This is a genomic window from Kutzneria sp. CA-103260 (genome assembly GCF_018263855.1).
Taxonomy (GTDB): domain Bacteria; phylum Actinomycetota; class Actinomycetes; order Mycobacteriales; family Pseudonocardiaceae; genus Kutzneria.
In genome coordinates this window covers 6,744,022-6,760,178 of the sequence record NZ_CP073318.1, presented here as the reverse complement: position 1 = coordinate 6,760,178, position 16,157 = coordinate 6,744,022, and the positions used below count along the sequence as shown (strand labels likewise).

General features: G+C 70.0%; 15 protein-coding genes. 9 read left to right on the top strand and 6 right to left on the bottom strand.

Annotated features, from left to right (window positions below):
• The first annotated feature begins 88 nt into the window (after positions 1–88).
• The gene (locus JJ691_RS29680) at positions 89–955 is read left to right on the top strand and encodes an oxygenase MpaB family protein (RefSeq protein WP_249227093.1); all 867 of its coding nucleotides are present in this window, start codon (positions 89–91) and stop codon (positions 953–955) included.
• A gap of 504 nt (positions 956–1,459) precedes the next feature.
• Positions 1,460–2,014 (top strand): NADPH-dependent FMN reductase, encoded by a 555-nt coding sequence (ssuE, locus tag JJ691_RS29675; RefSeq protein ID WP_211762901.1) that lies wholly within the window; start codon positions 1,460–1,462, stop codon positions 2,012–2,014.
• Here the strand turns inward: ssuE and pdxR are convergent.
• Positions 2,011–3,402, bottom strand: coding sequence for a MocR-like pyridoxine biosynthesis transcription factor PdxR (pdxR, locus tag JJ691_RS29670; protein WP_211762900.1), 1,392 nt, complete (start codon positions 3,400–3,402; stop codon positions 2,011–2,013). The genes ssuE and pdxR overlap by 4 nt on opposite strands.
• 47 nt (positions 3,403–3,449) lie before the next feature.
• Between pdxR and JJ691_RS29665 the strand changes: the two genes are divergently transcribed.
• The 3 genes from JJ691_RS29665 to JJ691_RS29655 all read left to right on the top strand — a co-directional run bounded on the left by JJ691_RS29665 (position 3,450) and on the right by JJ691_RS29655 (position 7,789).
• Entirely contained in the window at positions 3,450–3,926 is a 477-nt protein-coding gene (locus JJ691_RS29665) for a carboxymuconolactone decarboxylase family protein (protein WP_249227092.1), read from the top strand.
• Positions 3,923–4,678 (top strand): isocitrate lyase/PEP mutase family protein, encoded by a 756-nt coding sequence (locus JJ691_RS29660; RefSeq protein ID WP_211762898.1) that lies wholly within the window; start codon positions 3,923–3,925, stop codon positions 4,676–4,678. The genes JJ691_RS29665 and JJ691_RS29660 overlap by 4 nt, the downstream gene beginning before the upstream one ends.
• Positions 4,679–4,813: 135 nt before the next feature.
• On the top strand, positions 4,814–7,789 hold the full coding sequence (locus JJ691_RS29655; protein ID WP_249228289.1) for a glycine--tRNA ligase: 2,976 nt from the start codon (positions 4,814–4,816) through the stop codon (positions 7,787–7,789).
• 142 nt (positions 7,790–7,931) lie between these two features.
• On the opposite strand, the gene JJ691_RS29650 is transcribed toward JJ691_RS29655, so the two are convergent.
• The gene (locus JJ691_RS29650) at positions 7,932–8,537 is read right to left on the bottom strand and encodes a TetR/AcrR family transcriptional regulator (RefSeq protein WP_249227091.1); all 606 of its coding nucleotides are present in this window, start codon (positions 8,535–8,537) and stop codon (positions 7,932–7,934) included.
• 78 nt (positions 8,538–8,615) lie between these two features.
• Between JJ691_RS29650 and JJ691_RS29645 the strand changes: the two genes are divergently transcribed.
• Together JJ691_RS29645 and JJ691_RS29640 are read left to right on the top strand one after the other, a co-directional pair.
• Positions 8,616–9,794, top strand: coding sequence for a cytochrome P450 (locus JJ691_RS29645; RefSeq protein WP_211762896.1), 1,179 nt, complete (start codon positions 8,616–8,618; stop codon positions 9,792–9,794).
• Between the two features lie 129 nt (positions 9,795–9,923).
• Complete coding sequence (locus tag JJ691_RS29640) at positions 9,924–10,139, top strand: hypothetical protein (RefSeq protein WP_211762895.1); 216 nt, start codon at positions 9,924–9,926, stop codon at positions 10,137–10,139.
• A 66-nt stretch (positions 10,140–10,205) separates the two neighbouring features.
• Here JJ691_RS29640 and JJ691_RS29635 read toward each other — a convergent pair whose 3' ends face one another.
• From JJ691_RS29635 to JJ691_RS29625, 3 genes are all read right to left on the bottom strand, one after another.
• On the bottom strand, positions 10,206–10,586 hold the full coding sequence (locus JJ691_RS29635) for a GntR family transcriptional regulator (RefSeq protein WP_211762894.1): 381 nt from the start codon (positions 10,584–10,586) through the stop codon (positions 10,206–10,208).
• Positions 10,583–11,293 (bottom strand): hypothetical protein, encoded by a 711-nt coding sequence (locus tag JJ691_RS29630; protein ID WP_211762893.1) that lies wholly within the window; start codon positions 11,291–11,293, stop codon positions 10,583–10,585. Before JJ691_RS29630 ends, JJ691_RS29635 begins: the two co-directional genes overlap by 4 nt.
• A gap of 132 nt (positions 11,294–11,425) precedes the next feature.
• Positions 11,426–11,896 carry an Lrp/AsnC family transcriptional regulator gene (locus JJ691_RS29625; RefSeq protein ID WP_249227090.1) on the bottom strand — a complete coding sequence of 157 codons (471 nt, stop codon included), beginning with the start codon at positions 11,894–11,896 and terminating at the stop codon, positions 11,426–11,428.
• A 93-nt stretch (positions 11,897–11,989) separates the two neighbouring features.
• On the opposite strand from JJ691_RS29625, the gene JJ691_RS29620 reads away from it, so the two are divergent.
• Together JJ691_RS29620 and JJ691_RS29615 are read left to right on the top strand one after the other, a co-directional pair.
• Complete coding sequence (locus JJ691_RS29620) at positions 11,990–12,802, top strand: hypothetical protein (RefSeq protein WP_211762892.1); 813 nt, start codon at positions 11,990–11,992, stop codon at positions 12,800–12,802.
• Positions 12,799–14,016: an MFS transporter gene (locus JJ691_RS29615; protein ID WP_211762891.1), complete on the top strand. Its 1,218-nt coding sequence runs from the start codon at positions 12,799–12,801 to the stop codon at positions 14,014–14,016. The genes JJ691_RS29620 and JJ691_RS29615 overlap by 4 nt, the downstream gene beginning before the upstream one ends.
• Here JJ691_RS29615 and JJ691_RS29610 read toward each other — a convergent pair.
• Positions 14,006–16,114, bottom strand: a complete 2,109-nt coding sequence (locus tag JJ691_RS29610; protein WP_211762890.1) for a putative bifunctional diguanylate cyclase/phosphodiesterase — start codon at positions 16,112–16,114, stop codon at positions 14,006–14,008. The two genes, JJ691_RS29615 and JJ691_RS29610, sit on opposite strands and share 11 nt — an antisense overlap.
• Between the last annotated feature and the right edge of the window lie 43 nt (positions 16,115–16,157).

Below are 16,157 nucleotides of genomic sequence, written 5' to 3'. Positions count from 1 at the left end.
CTCGGTACCTCTCCACCGTGAACGCGTTCACGGTCGGCCACTGAGCTGGCGGTTCGGGTCGGCCCCGCGACGGCGTAACTTCGCAGTGGTGAGCGTTGCGCCGTCGAACGGGGCCGACTCGGGCCTGGTCGGCCCGAACTCGGTCACCTGGCACCTGCACGCTGACCCCGCCATGTGGCTCGGCGGCATCACCAGCCTGTTCCTGCAGTCGCTGCACCCGCTCGCGGCGGCTGGCGTGGTGCAGAACTCCAACTTCCGCGAGGACCCGCTCGGCCGGTTGACGCGCACCGCCCGGTTCGTCGCGATGAGTACATACGCACCGCTCGAAGAGGTGTGTGCCGGCGCGGCCAAGGTCCGCGCCGTGCACCGCAGCCTGCGCGGCAAGGACCCGGCCACCGGCCGGACGTTCCGCATCGACCGCCCTGACCTGCTGCTCTGGGTGCACTGCGCCGAAGTGTCGATGTTCCTGTCCGTCGTCCGCCGGGCCGGCTTCCGGCTCACCAAGTCGCAAGCCGACCGCTATTTCGACGAACAACGCCATTCCGCCGCACTTGTCGGTCTCGACCCGGACGAGGTGCCTGGCTCGACCGAGCAGATGGCCGCCTACTTCCGCGGCGTTCGCGGCGAACTCCGCCGCGGCGACGAATCCGAGATCGTCTACCAGTTCCTGCACAAGCCGCCGCTGCCCGGCGTGCTCGGCCTCGGCGTGCCGGTCTACGAACAGGCGGTCGCCCACCTCGCGTACTCCCTCCTGCCGCGATGGGCCATCGGGTTGCATGGACATGCCGCCTACTCGCCGGCCGCGAGCACCGCGATGCTCCGTACCCTGCGATCCGCGGCTCTGCTCGTGCCCGCTCCGATCCGCTGGCGGTCACCCCACGGATACGTGCCGCGGGCCATGCGCCGCCTGGGTGCAGCCGTCCGACCGTCGGCGAAGTCGCTGCCCGCCGACTGAGCAGCCAGGTTTTCACCCCATGGGACGACCTTGTCGGTGGTCGCCAGCCTGACCTACCGTCGATGACGTGGCGCAGTCAGACGATCTCCGCACCAGGCGGCATGTGGACCTCTGCCACGTGTGCAGCGCACTGTGTCCCCGCTGATCCGCGACCCCGGACGGTGACACCCCACCTGATGGCCTCTTGATCCTGCGCACCCGACGAACCCGTGCTTTTCGTCGAAAAGCAGAAGTTCGTCGACGAACCGGAAGTTCGTCGGTCGGGGGCCGTTCGTCGGCTGACCGGGAGTCGGTGGTCGAGGAGCAGTTCGACGGCCGAGCACTTGTTCGTCGGCGAAGTGGTAGCTCGTCGACGGAGCGGCTGCCGACCGGCCGGTAGTTCGCCCGCAGAGCAGCAGCCCGACGTCAGCGAAGCAGTTGGCCGACGACCGAGTGGTCGACCGACGGTCGAGGGGTTGTCCGCCACGTAGTCATGTCCGCCCACCAGCAACCCAGGAGTCCGTGATGCCTGCTGTTGTTGTCCTCTCCGGAAGTCCGTCGCGCAGCTCCAAGACGGCCCGCGTGGCCGATTACGTCGCGGACCGCCTAGCTGGGGCGGGGCTCGTCACCGAGCACCTGCGGCTGCGTGACCTGCCGCCGGGGCCGCTGCTGGCGGCCGACACGTCCGATCCGGACATCGCCCGGGCCGCGGCGACGCTGGCCGATGCGGACGGGGTCGTGCTCGCCACTCCCACATACAAGGCGGCCTACTCCGGACTGCTGAAAGTGTTCCTCGACCTGCTGCCGCAGTTCGGCCTGTCGGGCAAGACGGTGTTGCCGCTCGCGACTGGCGGCAGCCTCGCCCACGTGCTGGCCCTCGACTACGGGCTGCGCCCGGTGGTGCAGTCGCTCGCGCCGAGGCACGTGATCCAGAGCTACTTCCTGCTGGAACGGGACCTCCAGATCGATGCCGACGGTGGGTTGGTCATCAACCCGGGTGTCGAGCACGTGTTCACGGACATCGTGGAGGAGTTCCGGCACGCCTTGACCACTGCGCTGCCGTATCAGCGCACCGCCTAGACCAGTTTGGCCAGTGCGGTCGCCAATGCCTGGACGGCGGCCGCAAACGTGTGGCCAGGGGGAGTGGCGTAACCGATGACGAGCCCGGGCGCCGCCGATCGGCGGCGTGCGTAGGCCGCCAGTGAATGTGCGCCGACCCCGTGTTCGGCGAGCACGGCCTGGGCATCCTCGTCGCGGACTCCGTCGGGAAGCAGCAATGTGACGTGCAGGCCGGCGGCGATCCCGATGGGCCGGACCGTGGGCACCGACGTGGCCAGCGCGCCGAGCAGGTAGTCGCGCCGTTTCCGGTAGTGCGTGCGCATTCGACGAAGGTGACGGTCGAGTCCGCCGCTCTCGACGAGGTGCGCGAACGCCAGCTGTTCGAACACCGGGCACTCCCGCTCCGACAGCTGCCGGACCTTGACTATTGGCTCGAGCAGCCGGTCCGGCACCGCCAGCCAGGCCAACCGCAGGGCCGGCGCCAGCGACTTGCTGGCCGTGCCGGCGTAGATGACGTGCTCCGGGGCCAGACCCTGGATTGCCCCGATCGGTTGACGGTCGTATCGGAACTCGCCGTCGTAGTCGTCCTCGACAACGACCGCGTTGTTGTCGCGAGCCCAGTCGACCAGCGCACCGCGGCGGGCCGGATGCAGGGTCGTGCCCCACGGCAGCTGGTGTGAGGCGGTCACCAGAACTCCGTCGGTTTTCGGGATTTCGTCGACGACGAGACCGTCGTCGTCGAGCCGGACGGGCTCCGCCCGGAGACCGGTCTGCTCGATCGCGTCGACGTGGAACGGCAGACCGAAGTCCTCGACCGCCATCGTTCGGCCGCCGCGGTCGCGCAGCGCGGTGGCGATCAACCGCAAACCGTTTGTGAACCCGGTACACACGACAATTGCCTGTGAACTGATGCGCACACCACGCACGCGCCCCAGATAGTCGGCCAACGCGCGGCGCAGGGCCGGATGGCCACGGGGATCGCCGTAGCGGAGGTCTTCGTCGACGGCCGAGGTGACCGCGTGCCGCAACGCCGACGCCCACGTCGACCGCGGGAACTGGCTGACGTCGGGGCTGCCGGGCTCCAGGTCGTACGGAACGGAGAAGTTCGTCGCACTTCTCGATTGCGTGCGAGTTGCTGTTCCCGGGACGGCCGCCACCTCGGTGTGCGTCCGCGACCGGCTCGTCAGATATCCCTCGGCGAGCAGCTGTTCGTACGCCTGGACCACCGTGCCGCGGGACAGCCCGAGGTCGGTCGCCAAGGCTCGGGACGACGGCAGCGGGGTGCCCGCCGTCAGCCGGCCGGACCGGATGGCCTCCCGTAGCGCCCGTTCGAGGGCCGCCCGGCGGCCGAAGCCCGGCTCGAGGTCGAGGTGCAGCTCATGCCCACCACTGGTCCATGATTTTGGCATCAACCTGGATCATACGAGTGGACCAGTTCCGGGTTAGCGTCGTTGTCGTGAGTTCTGACGAGTACGTGACGCACCTGCCCCGCATCAACGTGGCGACGGAGGCGCCGGGCAGCTACCGGGCGATGTTGCTGCTCAACAAGTCCGCCCACGACGGCATCGACCCCATCCTGGCCGAGCTGATCAAGATCCGGGCGTCGCAGCTGAACGGCTGCGGCTTCTGCATCGACATGCACAGCACCGACGCCCGCAAGCAGGGCGAGCATGAGCGGCGCATCTACGCGTTGCCGGCTTGGCGTGAGCTGTCCTTCTACACGGCACGGGAGCGGGCCGCCCTCGCACTGACCGAGGAGGGCACGCTACTGGCCGAGGGCGGCGTCAGCGACGAGACCTGGGCCGAGGCCGAGAAGCACTTCAGCCAGGCCGAGCTGGCCCAGATCATCGCCCTGATCGCCACCATCAACGCGTGGAATCGGATCGGCGTCATCAGCCGCAACCAGCCGCCGGCCCTGGACGGCACGGAGTGAGCGAGCTCGCCGCGCACGCCAAGGCGCTGCGTGACCGACACCAGCGGGGCAATCCGCTGGTGCTGCCGAATGTCTGGGACGCGGCGACCGCCGGCTTGGTCGAGGAGGCCGGGTTCCCGGTTGTCGCCACGTCGAGCAGCGCGGTTGCCAACAGCCTCGGCTTCCCCGACGGGGAGAAGGCCCCGGCTGACGAGATCTTCGCCGCCGTCCGCCGAATCGCGACGGCCGTCGACCTTCCGATCACCGCCGACGTTGAGGCCGGCTACGGCCTCCCGGCTGACGAACTGGTCGCAGCCGTGCTCGGAGCGGGCGCGGTCGGCATCAACCTCGAGGACAGCGACCACACCGCCGGCGGTCTACGCAGCACGGAGTGGCAGGTGGAACGGGTCGGGCGCATCCGCAAGGCGGCGGACGCCGCTGGCGTGCCGTTGGTCATCAACGCCCGGGTGGACGTGTTCCTCGGCAGCGGCGACCCGGGCCAGCACGGCGAGGTCTTGGCCGACGGAGTCGAACGGGCCAAGCGCTACCGCGACGCGGGCGCCGACTGCATCTACCCGATCATGCTCGCCGATCCGGGGCTGATCGCCGAGTTCGTCCGCCAGGTCGATTTCCCCGTCAACGTCATGTTCACGCCGAGGACCCCGGCGATCAGCGAGCTGGGCGCCCTCGGTGTCGCCCGGATCAGCCTGGCCACCGGCGTGTGGCGGGCCAGCCTGCAAGCGGTCCGGGACGTGCTGGCCGGCCTGCGCTGACGGCTCGCCCGGCGCCTGTGGTCGCCCCGCGGGGTGACCACAGGCCGTGCTCGCCTAGGATGGAGGGTCTGTGGCGGTGTGTTTCGCCAGCTCAGTGCCCACGACCGATGGCAAGAGGGTTCCCCCGTGTTGACGATGCAGGACGCGTTGCTCGCGTTGCAGAAGTACTGGACTGATCGGGGCTGCATGGTCGTGCAGCCGTTCAACACCGAGGTCGGGGCCGGTACCGCCAACCCTGCCACAGCATTGCGGGTGCTCGGCCCGGAGCCGTGGCACGTCGGCTACGTCGAGCCGAGCGTGCGGCCCGACGACGCCCGGTACGGCGAGAACCCGAACCGGCTCCAGACCCACACCCAGTTCCAGGTGATCCTCAAGCCGGACCCGGGCAACCCCCAGGAGCTTTACCTGGGCAGCCTGGAGGTGCTGGGCATCGACATCAACGCCCACGACATCCGCTTCGTCGAGGACAACTGGGCCTCGCCCGCCCTCGGCGCCTGGGGCCTGGGCTGGGAGGTCTGGCTGGACGGGCTGGAGATCACCCAGTTCACCTACTTCCAGCAGGCCGGCGGCCTGACGCTGGACCCGGTCTCGGTGGAGATCACCTACGGCATCGAGCGCATCCTGATGGCGCTGCAGGGCGTCGGCCACTTCAAGGACATCGCGTACGCGCCGGGCATCTCCTACGGCGAGGTGTTCGGCCAGTCCGAGTACGAGATGAGCCGCTACTACCTCGACGACGCCGACATCCAGGTCAACCAGCGGCTGTTCGACGAGTACGCCACCGAGGCCCGTCGCATGATCGACGAGCGGCTGCCGGTGCCGGCCTATGTGTACGTGCTCAAGTGCAGCCACGCGTTCAACGTCCTGGACGCCCGGGGCGCGATCAGCACCACCGAGCGGGCGAAGGCTTTCGGTCAGATGCGCACGCTGACCAGGCAGGCCGCCCAGCTGTGGGCGGAGCGCCGTGAGGAGATGGGTTATCCGCTTGGCGTCGTGGAGCCGCCGGCCGCCGCCAAGCTGCCGGCCGAGCTGCCGACCGTGAACGCCCCGGCGACGCTGCTGTTCGAGATCGGCGTCGAAGAACTGCCGCACAGCGAGGTCGTGCGCAGCGCCGAGGCAGTCCGCGAGGCGCTGTCGGCGAAGCTCGGCGGCACCCGGCTCGGCCACGGCGACATCACCGTGCACGCCACCCCGCGCCGCCTTGTGTTGCTGGTCGACGACGTGCAGCCCCGCGAGCCGGACGCCGAGCGCACGGTTCGTGGCCCGCGGGCGACGGCCGCGTTCGACGCCGACGGCAACGCGACCAAGGCCGCCCAGGGCTTCGCCCGCGGCCAGGGCATCGCGCCCGAGGAGCTGCTCCGTATCGACGTGGACGGCGTCGAGCACGTCGGTGTCGTCAAGACCGATGTCGGCCGCGGCGTTGTCGAGGTGCTGAGTGAGCTGCTCGGCCAGATCGTCGCCGAGCTGCGGGCCGACAAGAACATGCGCTGGCGCGACGCCGGCCTGTCGTTCACCCGGCCGGTCCGCTGGCTGGTCGCGCTGCTCGGCGAGACTGTCGTGCCGATCGCCGTGTCCTCGCTGGCCAGCAGCCGCTACACCCGGGTGCACCGGACCGCGGCGGAGCCGGAGATCGAGGTCGCCTCGGCCGACGGTTACGCCGACTTCCTCGCCGGCCACGACATCGTGCTGGATGGCGCGGTCCGCCGGGAGCAGATCGTCGCCCGCACCGGCGAGCTGGTCGCCGAGGTCGGCGGCGCCGTGGACTTCGAGGGCGAGGGCGCCCTGCTCGACGAGGTCACCAACCTGGTCGAGCAGCCGAACCCGATCCTCGGCTCGTTCGCCGCCGAGTACCTCGAGCTGCCGAGCCAGATCCTGACCACGGTGATGCGCAAGCACCAGCGCTATCTGCCGGTTCGCGGCCGGGACGGCCAACTGCTGCCGAACTTCGTCACCGTCGCCAACGGCTCGTGCGACGTCGACCTGGTGCGCGCCGGCAACGAGTCGGTGCTGCGTGCCCGGTACGAGGACGCCGCGTTCTTCTGGCGCGCCGACCAGAAGAAAACGCCCGAGCAGCACAAGTCGGGGCTGGCCAAGCTGACCTTCGAGGAGCGGCTCGGTTCGGTCGCCGACCGTGCCGAGCGCATCGCCGGCGTCGCCGCCGACCTCGCCGGCGTCGTGGGCCTCGACGCCGCCGAGCGGGCCACCCTGGACCGCGCCGGTCAGCTCGCCAAGTTCGACCTGGCCACCCAGATGGTGATCGAGCTGTCCAGCCTGGCCGGCACCATGGCCCGCGAGTACGCGCTGCGCGCCGGTGAGCCGGCCGAGGTGGCGCAAGCGCTTGCGGAGATGGAGCAGCCGCGGACCGCGGGCGGCGCGCTGCCGGCCAGCGTGCCCGGCGCGTTGCTGGCCCTGGCCGACCGGCTCGACCTGCTCGCCGGCCTGTTCGCCATCGGCGCCAACCCGACCGGCAGCTCCGACCCGTTCGCACTGCGTCGCGCCACCCTCGGCGTTGTCAGCATCCTGCGGGCGTTCCCGCAGCTCAAGGCCATCACCCTGAGCCGGGGCCTGGCCGCCGCGGCCAAGCGCGTCAGCGCACAGGGTGTCGAGGTGCCGGAGAAGGCGCTGGCCGACGCACACGAGTTCAGCGTCCGTCGTTACGAGCAGCAGCTGCTGGACGCCGGTCACGAGCACCGGCTCGTGCAGGCCGTGCTGCCGCTCGCCGACACCCCGGCCGACGCCGACGCCGCCCTGGCCGAACTGGAGCGGCTCGGCGACGACGCCGACTTCGCTGCACTCGCCGCCGCGCTCCAGCGCGTTCGCCGGATCGTGCCGGCCGGCACCGAGCCTGGCTACGACCCGGCGCGGCTGGTCGAGCCGGCTGAGCTGGCCCTGCACGAGACTGTCGACAAGGTCACGGCCCAGTTCGGGACTGACACCACCGGCCTCGCCGAGTTCATCGGCGTCGCCGGCCCGCTGACCGGTCCCGTCAACGCGTTCTTCGACGACGTGCTCGTGATGGCCGAGGACCCCGAGCTGCGGAAGGCCCGTCTCGGCCTGCTGGCGACGATCAACTCCCTGGCCGACGGCGTACTCGACTGGCGCGCCCTCTGAGCTGTGCCCGACCGCGGCGGCCCCGTCTCATTCGTGAGGCGGGGCCGCCGCGTTTTTGTCGGTGATGCGTTCTGAGGTCTACCGACATCGTCTCCAGCGCAGGCCGTGCTGTGAGCAACACATTCGTGACGGCGCCCTGGTCCTATTCGTGCGCAGAGGCCGTCGACGGTTGGCTGTCCGGCACTCGGCCGGCCGCGGTGATGACACCCCTGATGATCGACTGGACCCGATCGGCCACGGTCTCCGGATCCGGCTGGCCGGCGTCCAGCCACGCCATGATCGTCTCGACCAGGACCACCGGGATGCTGTCGGCCGCCCACTTCGCCCATGCCGGATCGGCGATGCGGCCGGCGATCTGCTCGTAGGTCGCGTCGGCCATGCCGCGTCGGACCAGTTCCACGGTCCCGCTGAACTCGGGCTCGCGGGCGGCGTGCCGGTACAGCAGCCGGAACCCGTCCGGCTCGGACGCGGCCGTCGCGATGAACGCCTCCAGCGTCGCCATCGAGATCTGTTCGCTCGCGGTCGCCGCCTGGATGAGGTCGCCGATCCGCACCAGGGCCTGTTCGTACAGGTCCCGCTTCGAGTCGAAGTGCCGGTACACGATCATCCGGCTGATGCCCGCCTCGCGGGCCACGTCGTCGAGGCTCGTCGCGGCGAACCCGGCCCGCGCGAACGCCGTGGTCGCCGCCGCCAGGATCTGCTCCCGTCGCTGCGCTCGAGGCAGTCGTTCGCTGCGCTGTTCCGTCACGCGCACTGTCCTACCAGGTCGCAGATGTTGACTCCCGTGTGTATATTTCAAAGTATACCGAGCTGGGGAGGGAACTCGATGTCCGATCTGCCGCAACTGCCGTTCGCTCAGACCGCCGTGCTCGACCCGCCACCGGTACTCCTGGAGCTCCAGGCTGAGGGGCCGGTCGTGCGGGTGCGCACGCAGGCCGGCGACGAAGCCTGGCTCGTCACCCGCTACGAGCAGGTCCGCGAGCTGTTCGCCGACCCGCGGCTGGGCCGGTCGCACCCGAACCCGGACCAGGCCGCCCGGGTGTCGAACTCGGTGCTGATGGGCACCGCGGTGGCCGACGACAATGAGGACGAGAACCACGCGTTGATGCGGGCGATGCTCATGCCGGCGTTCTCACCGCGGCGGATGCGGGCGATGCGGCCGCACATCCAGGAGATCATCGACGTGGTCATCGACGGCATGCTCGCCGACGGCGGCCCGGTCGACCTGCACGAACGGCTGTCCATGCCGCTGCCCGTGCTGGTCATCTGCGCCCTGCTCGGCGTGCCGTACGAGGACCGGGACGACTTCCGCGCCTGGTCCAACGCCCTCGGCGACACCGTCGACGGCACCCGCTCGGCCGCCGGCTGGGAGAACCTCACCACCTATATGAAGGGTCTCATCGGCCGGAAGCGGACCGAACCCGGCGACGACCTGATCAGCGACCTGATCGCCGAGTACGGCGACCAGGTCCGCGACGACGATCTGGCGATGCTGAGCAGCGGACTGCTGTTCGCCGGCCACGAGACCACGATGGTGCGGATCGACATCGGCACAGTGCTGTTCCTGACCAACCCGTCGCAGCGGGCGGCGTTCCTCCGGGACGAGAAGCTCGCCGCGGCCGCCATCGAAGAAGTGCTGCGCCGCAGTGTGACCGGTGGCGGCGGCCTGCTCCGTTACGCCCGCGAGGACATGGACATCGCCGGCACTAAGGTCCACGCTGGTGAAGCGGTGCTGCTCGCCGCAGCTGCGGCCAATCACGACGAACGTGCCTTCGTCGAGGCCGTGCAGTTCGACATCGCACGGCCGACCAACCAACACCTCTCCTTCGGGCACGGCGCGCGCTACTGCATCGGCGCGAACCTCGCCCGCGTCGAACTCCAGCTCGTCTTCGACGCACTGCTCCGCCGCATTCCGACACTCCGACTCGCCGTTCCCGTCGAAGACCTCCAGCTGCGCGTCAACCAGCTGGGCGGCGGTCTCGTCTCGGTGCCGGTCACCTGGTGACCGTCGGCGGTCGCGCCAAGTTCGTTGGATACGAGGAACTCGACGCGACCGCCCGGGCGACCGCGAAGTCGGGCTCGGCCGACGAGTGACAGGCCGCCGACGAAGTCGGGCTTTCTGACGGAGTTGCGCATGTCGGCCAACGAGAGGACACCGGCGAAGGCGGGACGGGCGGTCGGGGTCGGGATCCTCGGCGAACTTGAGCTTTTCGTCGAAGTCGAGCTTTTCGCCGAAATCCACCTCACCGGCGGACCCGGGGTCTTCGACGGACTGGTGGACTTCGACGAAATCGAGCACGTCGACGGAGCCGGGCTTTTCGACGGCACCGAGGTAGGCCGCCGCGGTTGAGGTCTCCGGCGGAGTTGGGGTCTCCGGCCGAGGCGAGGTTTTCGGCGGAGTTGAGGTGTGCGGCGGTCAGGCCGAGGGGGTGGGGGTCGACCAGGCGGGGTCGAGGGCGGCGCGGACGATCTGGAGGAGATCGTCGGGGGAGAGGCCGAGGTCGGCGGTGGCGGCGGCGAACTGGTGGGCGGCCTGCTGGGCGCGGAGCAGGCTGTGTTCGCCGGCGGCGCTGACGAAGGTGCCGGCGCGGCCGCGGGTCTGAACGAGGCCGGCCTCCTCGAGTTCGCGATAGGCGCGGGCGACGGTGTTCACGGCGAGGCCGAGGTCGGCGGCGAGGCGGCGGACGGTGGGCAGGCGGGTGCCGACGGCCAGCCGGCGGTCGGCGATCTGGCGGGCGAACTGGGACTTGACCTGCTCGTACGGCGGAACCGGTGACGCGGTGTCGAGCTGGATCACCGGGTCACCGGCACCTTGGGCGTGAGCGGCTCGTGGGCCATCGCGAAAACCGAGATCACAGCCGAAACGGCTGTGTACACAGTTAACAACCAGATCGACGACGGCGAGGCCATCGTCACGAGGGCGAGCAGCACGGGGTAGGCGACGGCAGCGTGCCGGGCGTCGTTGACGCGGAGCAGGTCGTCGGCCTGCAGCGAGCCGTGGTCGACGGCGATGGGCGCACGGGTCAGGGCGGTGCGCAGCGAGACATAGGCGATGGCGGCCAGCAGTGCGACGCCGACGAGGAAAACGACGGACTGGACGAGGTCGCCGCCGGAGAGAAGACCGGCGAAACCGAGGAGTGCGGCGCCGACATAGGAGACGGCGAGCAGGATGCGGGTCCGCCGGCCGATGACGGCGGCGGGGTCGACGGGCTCGTGGCGGTCGACGTGCTCACGCTGCATGGCGGCGACCCGGGCGTCGCCGTGGCGCTGGACGAGCAGCGCGATACCGGCGGCGAGCGCGACCAGCGCGGTCAGCAACACCGGCCAGACCAGTGCGTCCGAGTCGAGCAGGAACTGGGCGACCCGGAGGACAAGCGCCACGGCGACCAGGCCGGCGCCGAGGTACACGGCTCGCCGGCGCACCAGCAGCCGCGCGAGCAGCAAGCTGTACGGACCCAGGTCCATGCCGCGATAGCGCTGCGTCCACGAGTCGACGTATCCCACGGAGCTCCTCGACATTGAGTGCGACCGGAATGACATGTGACTGTGATCACCGTATCCGACCGGCGGCCCCGCGTCGCCCTCCGGAAGGAGGGCAGTACACCCGACGTCAAGTCGGGAATCCACTCGAATGTCTCAGGTGATCTCCAGCACACCGGCCGGGTCGAGCGGGATCTGCCGTAGCACGAGCCGGCTGCGCAGCTCGCGGACCCCGTGTTCGCGCTTGAGCCGCTCGATCAACTCCTCGAACTCGGCGGTGTCGGCGCATGCCATCCGCAGCTGGTAGTCGTACTCCCCGGTGACGTGCGCGGCCGAGAAAATCTGCGGAAACCCACGCAGCCCCCGCTCGAACTCCTCGCCGGACATGCCGTCCCGAAGCCGAATCTCGGTTACCAGCACCAGCGGCCGGCCGAGGGCGGCGAAGTCCAGGTCGGCGCGATAGCCGCGCAGGATTCCGGACCGGCGCAGCCTGCGCACCCGGTCGGCGACGGCGTTGGCGCTCAGCCGGACGGCGCGGCCGAGCTCCTGATAGGTGATCCGGCCGTCGTGCAGGAGCACGGCGAGGATCTCCCGGTCAACGGCGTCCACTGCGACTTTTGAAGACATGTGGCCAATGTACTGAGAACATCTCAGCGGGAAAGCCCATCATGCCGCGATTTCCGCGACAAACGCGGCGGGATGGCTGAAAGGGTCGAGGTCATGGGCCAAGACCTGCTCAAACTCCTGCTGACGCCCGCCCTGATCATCGCCGCCACCCTCATCCAACGCCGCTGGGCGTCGCTGTTCGGCGGCCGCCTCGTCGGTCTGCCGCTCACCGCCGCTTCCTCGCTCGCGCTGCTGACTTTCCGTGAGGGTGAGGGCTTCGCAGTGCAGACGGCGATCGCGACCCTGTCCGGCCAGCTCGCGATCGCCGCCTTCGGTCTCGGCTACGCCCGCACGGCGCTCACCCACCGCTGGCCGATCGCCCTGGCCGCCGCCGTCTGCTCCTACGTCATCGCGGCGCGAATCCTGAGCCTGTACGACTTTTCCCTGCCAGCGCTGGAATTCCTGGTGCCGACGGGCCTGGCGGCGACGCTGGCGGCCTGGCCGGCGCTGACGCCGCGCGAAGTCCGGCCGATGCCGTGGGAGCTGCCGACCCGCATCGTCGTCGCCACCGCCATGACCACGCTGGTGCTCGCCTGCGCCACCCTGCTGGGATCGAGAACGATCGGCCTGCTGGCCTCTTTCCCTTTGTTCGCGGCACTGTTCGCCGCCTACCGGCAGGAAAGCGCCGGCGGTCCGGCGGCTGTCATCTCGCTGCGCGCTGTGGTGGTCGGAGCGTTCACGTCGTCGGTGTTCTTCCTCACGATCGCGAGCACGCTGCCGAACCTGGGCGCCCTCGCCGCGTTCCCGCTTGCCGCCGCGGCAACGGTGTTCGCGCACATCGCCGTCAACCTATTCATTCACGGATCAAATCCGACGGATTCCTGTATTGGACGCATGAACGAGCGGCAACTAGCTTCCCGACTATGACCGTGACCCATGCGCCCGAGAATCAGACACATCACCGTGGCAGCAAGGGATTCCGTCGCATCAACCTCGCGCTGTTCGCCGCCGGCCTGGCCACGTTCATGGTGCTCTACTGCGTGCAGCCGCTGCTTCCGCTGTTCGCGCACGACTTCCGCCTCACGCCGGCCGCGTCCAGCCTGGCGATCTCCGTCGCCACCGGCGCGCTCGCGCTGTCCATCGTGCCGCTGAGCATGCTTTCCGAGCGCTGGGGCCGAATGTCGCTGATGACGGCCTCGCTGTTCGCCACCGCGCTGCTGCAGATCGCGGTGGCGATCAGCCCGAACTTCGAGCTCCTGCTGGTGTTCCGGGCGTTGCAGGGCGTCGCGGTGGCCGGCCTGCCCGCGGTCGCCATGGCCTACCTCGCCGAGGAGGTGCACCGAGGGTCGCTCGGGTTCGCGGTCGGCCTCTACATCGGCGGCAACAGCATCGGTGGCATGGCCGGCCGGGTGATCACCGGTCTGGTCACCGACCTCGGCGGCTGGCGCTGGGCGGTCGGCGTGGTCGGCATCGCCTCGCTGGCCTGCGCGCTGCTGTTCCGCGCGGTGATGCCGGCGTCGGCGAACTTCCACCCGAAGCCGATCAAGCTGCGCACGCTGGGCGCCTGCTTCCGGGACAGCGGCCTGCTCCGGCTCTACCTGATCGGCATGCTGCTGATGGGCAGCTTCGTCACCATCTACAACTACCTCGGCTTCCGGCTGACGGCCGCCCCGTTCGGCCTGTCGCAGGCGATCGTCGGCCTGATCTCCGTCGCCTATCTCGCCGGCACGGTCAGCTCCCCGGTCGCCGGCCGGCTGGTCGACCGCTACAGCCGCCGCCAGGTGCTGTGGGGGACGGCGCTGGTCAGCATCACCGGGCTCGGCCTGATGCTGTCGAACGACCTAGCGCTCGTCGTGATCGGACTGCTGCTGGTCACGGCCGGCTTCTTCGCCGGCCACACGGTGGCCAGCGGCTGGGTCAGCGCCCGCGCCACCCACCCGGCGCAGGCGTCCGCCGCCTACCAGCTGTGCTACTACCTGGGCAGCAGCGTCGGCGGATCCGTCGGCGGGATCGTCTTCGCCGGCGACGGCTGGGTCGGCGTCACGGTGTTCACGGCGGCGTTGACGCTGGGCATGCTGGCGCTGGGCCTGAGCCTGCGCAAACTGGCGCCGGCCGCCCGGCTGACGCCGGTCACGACGTGATCAGCGGACCGATGTCCTCGGGGCCACCGGGCTGGCCGAGCGCGACGCCCTGACCGGCGTCCACGCCGATCTCCCGCAGCCATGCCACGTCGTCCAGGGTGTCCACGTTCTCGGCGATCACCTGCATGCCCATCTGGTGCGCGAGCGACACGGTGTTCCACGCGACGGTCGCCGGGATCGTCTCCCGCTCGCCGTTGGCCTGCGGCACCGCCAGATCCCGGCTCTTGAGCACCGTAAACGGCCGTGCCACCAGGCATTCCGGCCGATGGTGGCTCAGGCTGGCGATGCTGAACGTGATGCCACGTTCGGCCAGCAGGCTCATGTCCTCTTCCTGCTCGTCGCCGTCGCAGTCGATCGCGTCGGGCTCCAGCTCCAGCCGCAGCAGGCCGCCGTCGAGCTCGCTCTCGGCCAGCGCCCGCAACACGTTCGGCAGGAAGTCGGGGTCGCGGGCCTGCCGCGGCGGCATCTTCACACTCACCACCGGGGCCCGCTCGCCGAACTCCAGCTGCCACTGGCGCGCCTGCCGGCACACCTCCAGCAGCAGCCACTCGGCCAGCCGCATCACCAGGCCGGTCCGCCCGGCCAGGGACAGGAACTCGGCCGGCGCCAGCAGGCCGTGCTCGGGGTGGTCCCAGGCCAGCTGCGCCTCGACGGCCACCAGCCGGTTGTCGCCGAGCGCGCGGATCGGTTGGTACACAACGGTGAACTCGTCGTTGTCGAGCGCGACCGGCATGGTCAGCGCCAGTTGCAGCTGGGCCCGGTCGCGGTCACAGCGCTGCTGGTCGAACAGCGCCCACTGCGCCTTGCCGCCCTCCTTGGCCCAGTGCAGCGCCATCGTGGCGTCGCGCAGCAGCTCCGCTGGCTGCTCCCGGCCGACGGGACGCTCCACGATCCCGGCGCTGGCGTGCACGGACAGCCGGTGCCCGAGCACCGTCACCGGATCGTTGATCAGCCGCAGCGCTTCCTCGACCAGCGGCGTCACCGTCCGGGTGCCCTCCGACTCCTCGATCAGCAGCGCGAACTCGTCGCCGCCGAGCCGGGCGGCCAGCATCTTGTTGTCCTCGGCGTGGTAGCGGAGCTTGGTGCCCAGCTTGAGCAGCACCTCGTCGCCGACCTCGGGGCCGAGCCCGTCGTTGATCATGGCGAAGCCGTCGATGCCGAACACGCACAGCGCGACCCGGCTCGGCCGGTCGACCCGCCCCAGCACGCTGTCCAGCCGGGCCATGAACGCGGTCCGGGTCGGCAGCCCGGTCAGTGGGTCCTGCATGCCGAGCGTGGCCATCGCCTGGTTCGCGTAGTGCAGTTCGGTGGCGTCCTCGACCATCGCCACCTGGTACGTCGGCGAGCCGGTGGAGTCCCGCACCGCCGACACAGTGACGTTGGCCCACAGCACGTCCCCGTCCTTCTTCAGCAGCCGCTGCCGGCTGCGAAAGGAGGAGTACTCGCCGCGGAACAGCCGGTCGTAGCGCTGGAGGGTGTCCGGGATGTCGTCCGGGTGCAGGATGTCCGCGCCGGTCAGCGCGTTCAGCTCCTCACGGCTGTAGCCCAGCAGCTCCTGCAGCGCCTGGTTGGACTCCAGGATGTTGGAGTCGAAGTCGCCGATCGCCAGCCCGATCGGCGCGGCGTCGAACACGGCGAGAAAACGCGACTCGCTGTCCTGCAGCCGCCGCTGCGCCACGTCCGTGGCCAGCCACATCGCCTGCTTGATGACCTCCTGCTCCTCGAAGGTGCGCTCACGCAGCGCCTCCGAGTAGCCGGTGCTCAGCCGGCCGAGCAGCTGCACCACCCGGTCCAGCAGCCGGCGCTCCTCGCCGGAGATCCCGGCCGGCAGCACCAGACCGGTGCCGAGCAGTTGCAGCGTGCGGCCGAGCGCCTCCGGGGCGGTGAAGTGGGCGCCGACCAGCCGCGCCCCGACCTCCATCGCCGGCTCGGGGTCGAACGGCTCGCTGAGCAGCGCGGTCAGCAGGGAGTCGGACAGGTCGAGCAGGAAGTCCTCGATCTCCCGCCGGGACATCGGCACGTAGCTGGTGTCGATGATGGCCGCCGCCCAGCCCTCGGCGAACTCGCGCAGTTCGGCGCTTCGACCGTCCTCGGTCATCGCCACCTCGCTCGCTCCGGCATCCCGGGCGGTAAGTGTATTC

Excerpts from the sequence above, each read along its gene's own strand:
- JJ691_RS29655 (WP_249228289.1), top strand. The coding sequence starts at position 4,814 with ATGCAGGACGCGTTGCTCGCGTTGCAGAAGTACTGGACTGATCGGGGC.
- JJ691_RS29625 (WP_249227090.1), bottom strand. The coding sequence starts at position 11,896 with ATGTCTTCAAAAGTCGCAGTGGACGCCGTTGACCGGGAGATCCTCGCC.
- JJ691_RS29615 (WP_211762891.1), top strand. The coding sequence starts at position 12,799 with ATGACCGTGACCCATGCGCCCGAGAATCAGACACATCACCGTGGCAGC.
- JJ691_RS29620 (WP_211762892.1), top strand. The coding sequence starts at position 11,990 with ATGGGCCAAGACCTGCTCAAACTCCTGCTGACGCCCGCCCTGATCATC.
- JJ691_RS29645 (WP_211762896.1), top strand. The coding sequence starts at position 8,616 with ATGTCCGATCTGCCGCAACTGCCGTTCGCTCAGACCGCCGTGCTCGAC.
- pdxR (WP_211762900.1), bottom strand. The coding sequence starts at position 3,402 with ATGCCAAAATCATGGACCAGTGGTGGGCATGAGCTGCACCTCGACCTC.
- ssuE (WP_211762901.1), top strand. The coding sequence starts at position 1,460 with ATGCCTGCTGTTGTTGTCCTCTCCGGAAGTCCGTCGCGCAGCTCCAAG.
- JJ691_RS29610 (WP_211762890.1), bottom strand. The coding sequence starts at position 16,114 with ATGACCGAGGACGGTCGAAGCGCCGAACTGCGCGAGTTCGCCGAGGGC.
- JJ691_RS29640 (WP_211762895.1), top strand. The coding sequence starts at position 9,924 with ATGTCGGCCAACGAGAGGACACCGGCGAAGGCGGGACGGGCGGTCGGG.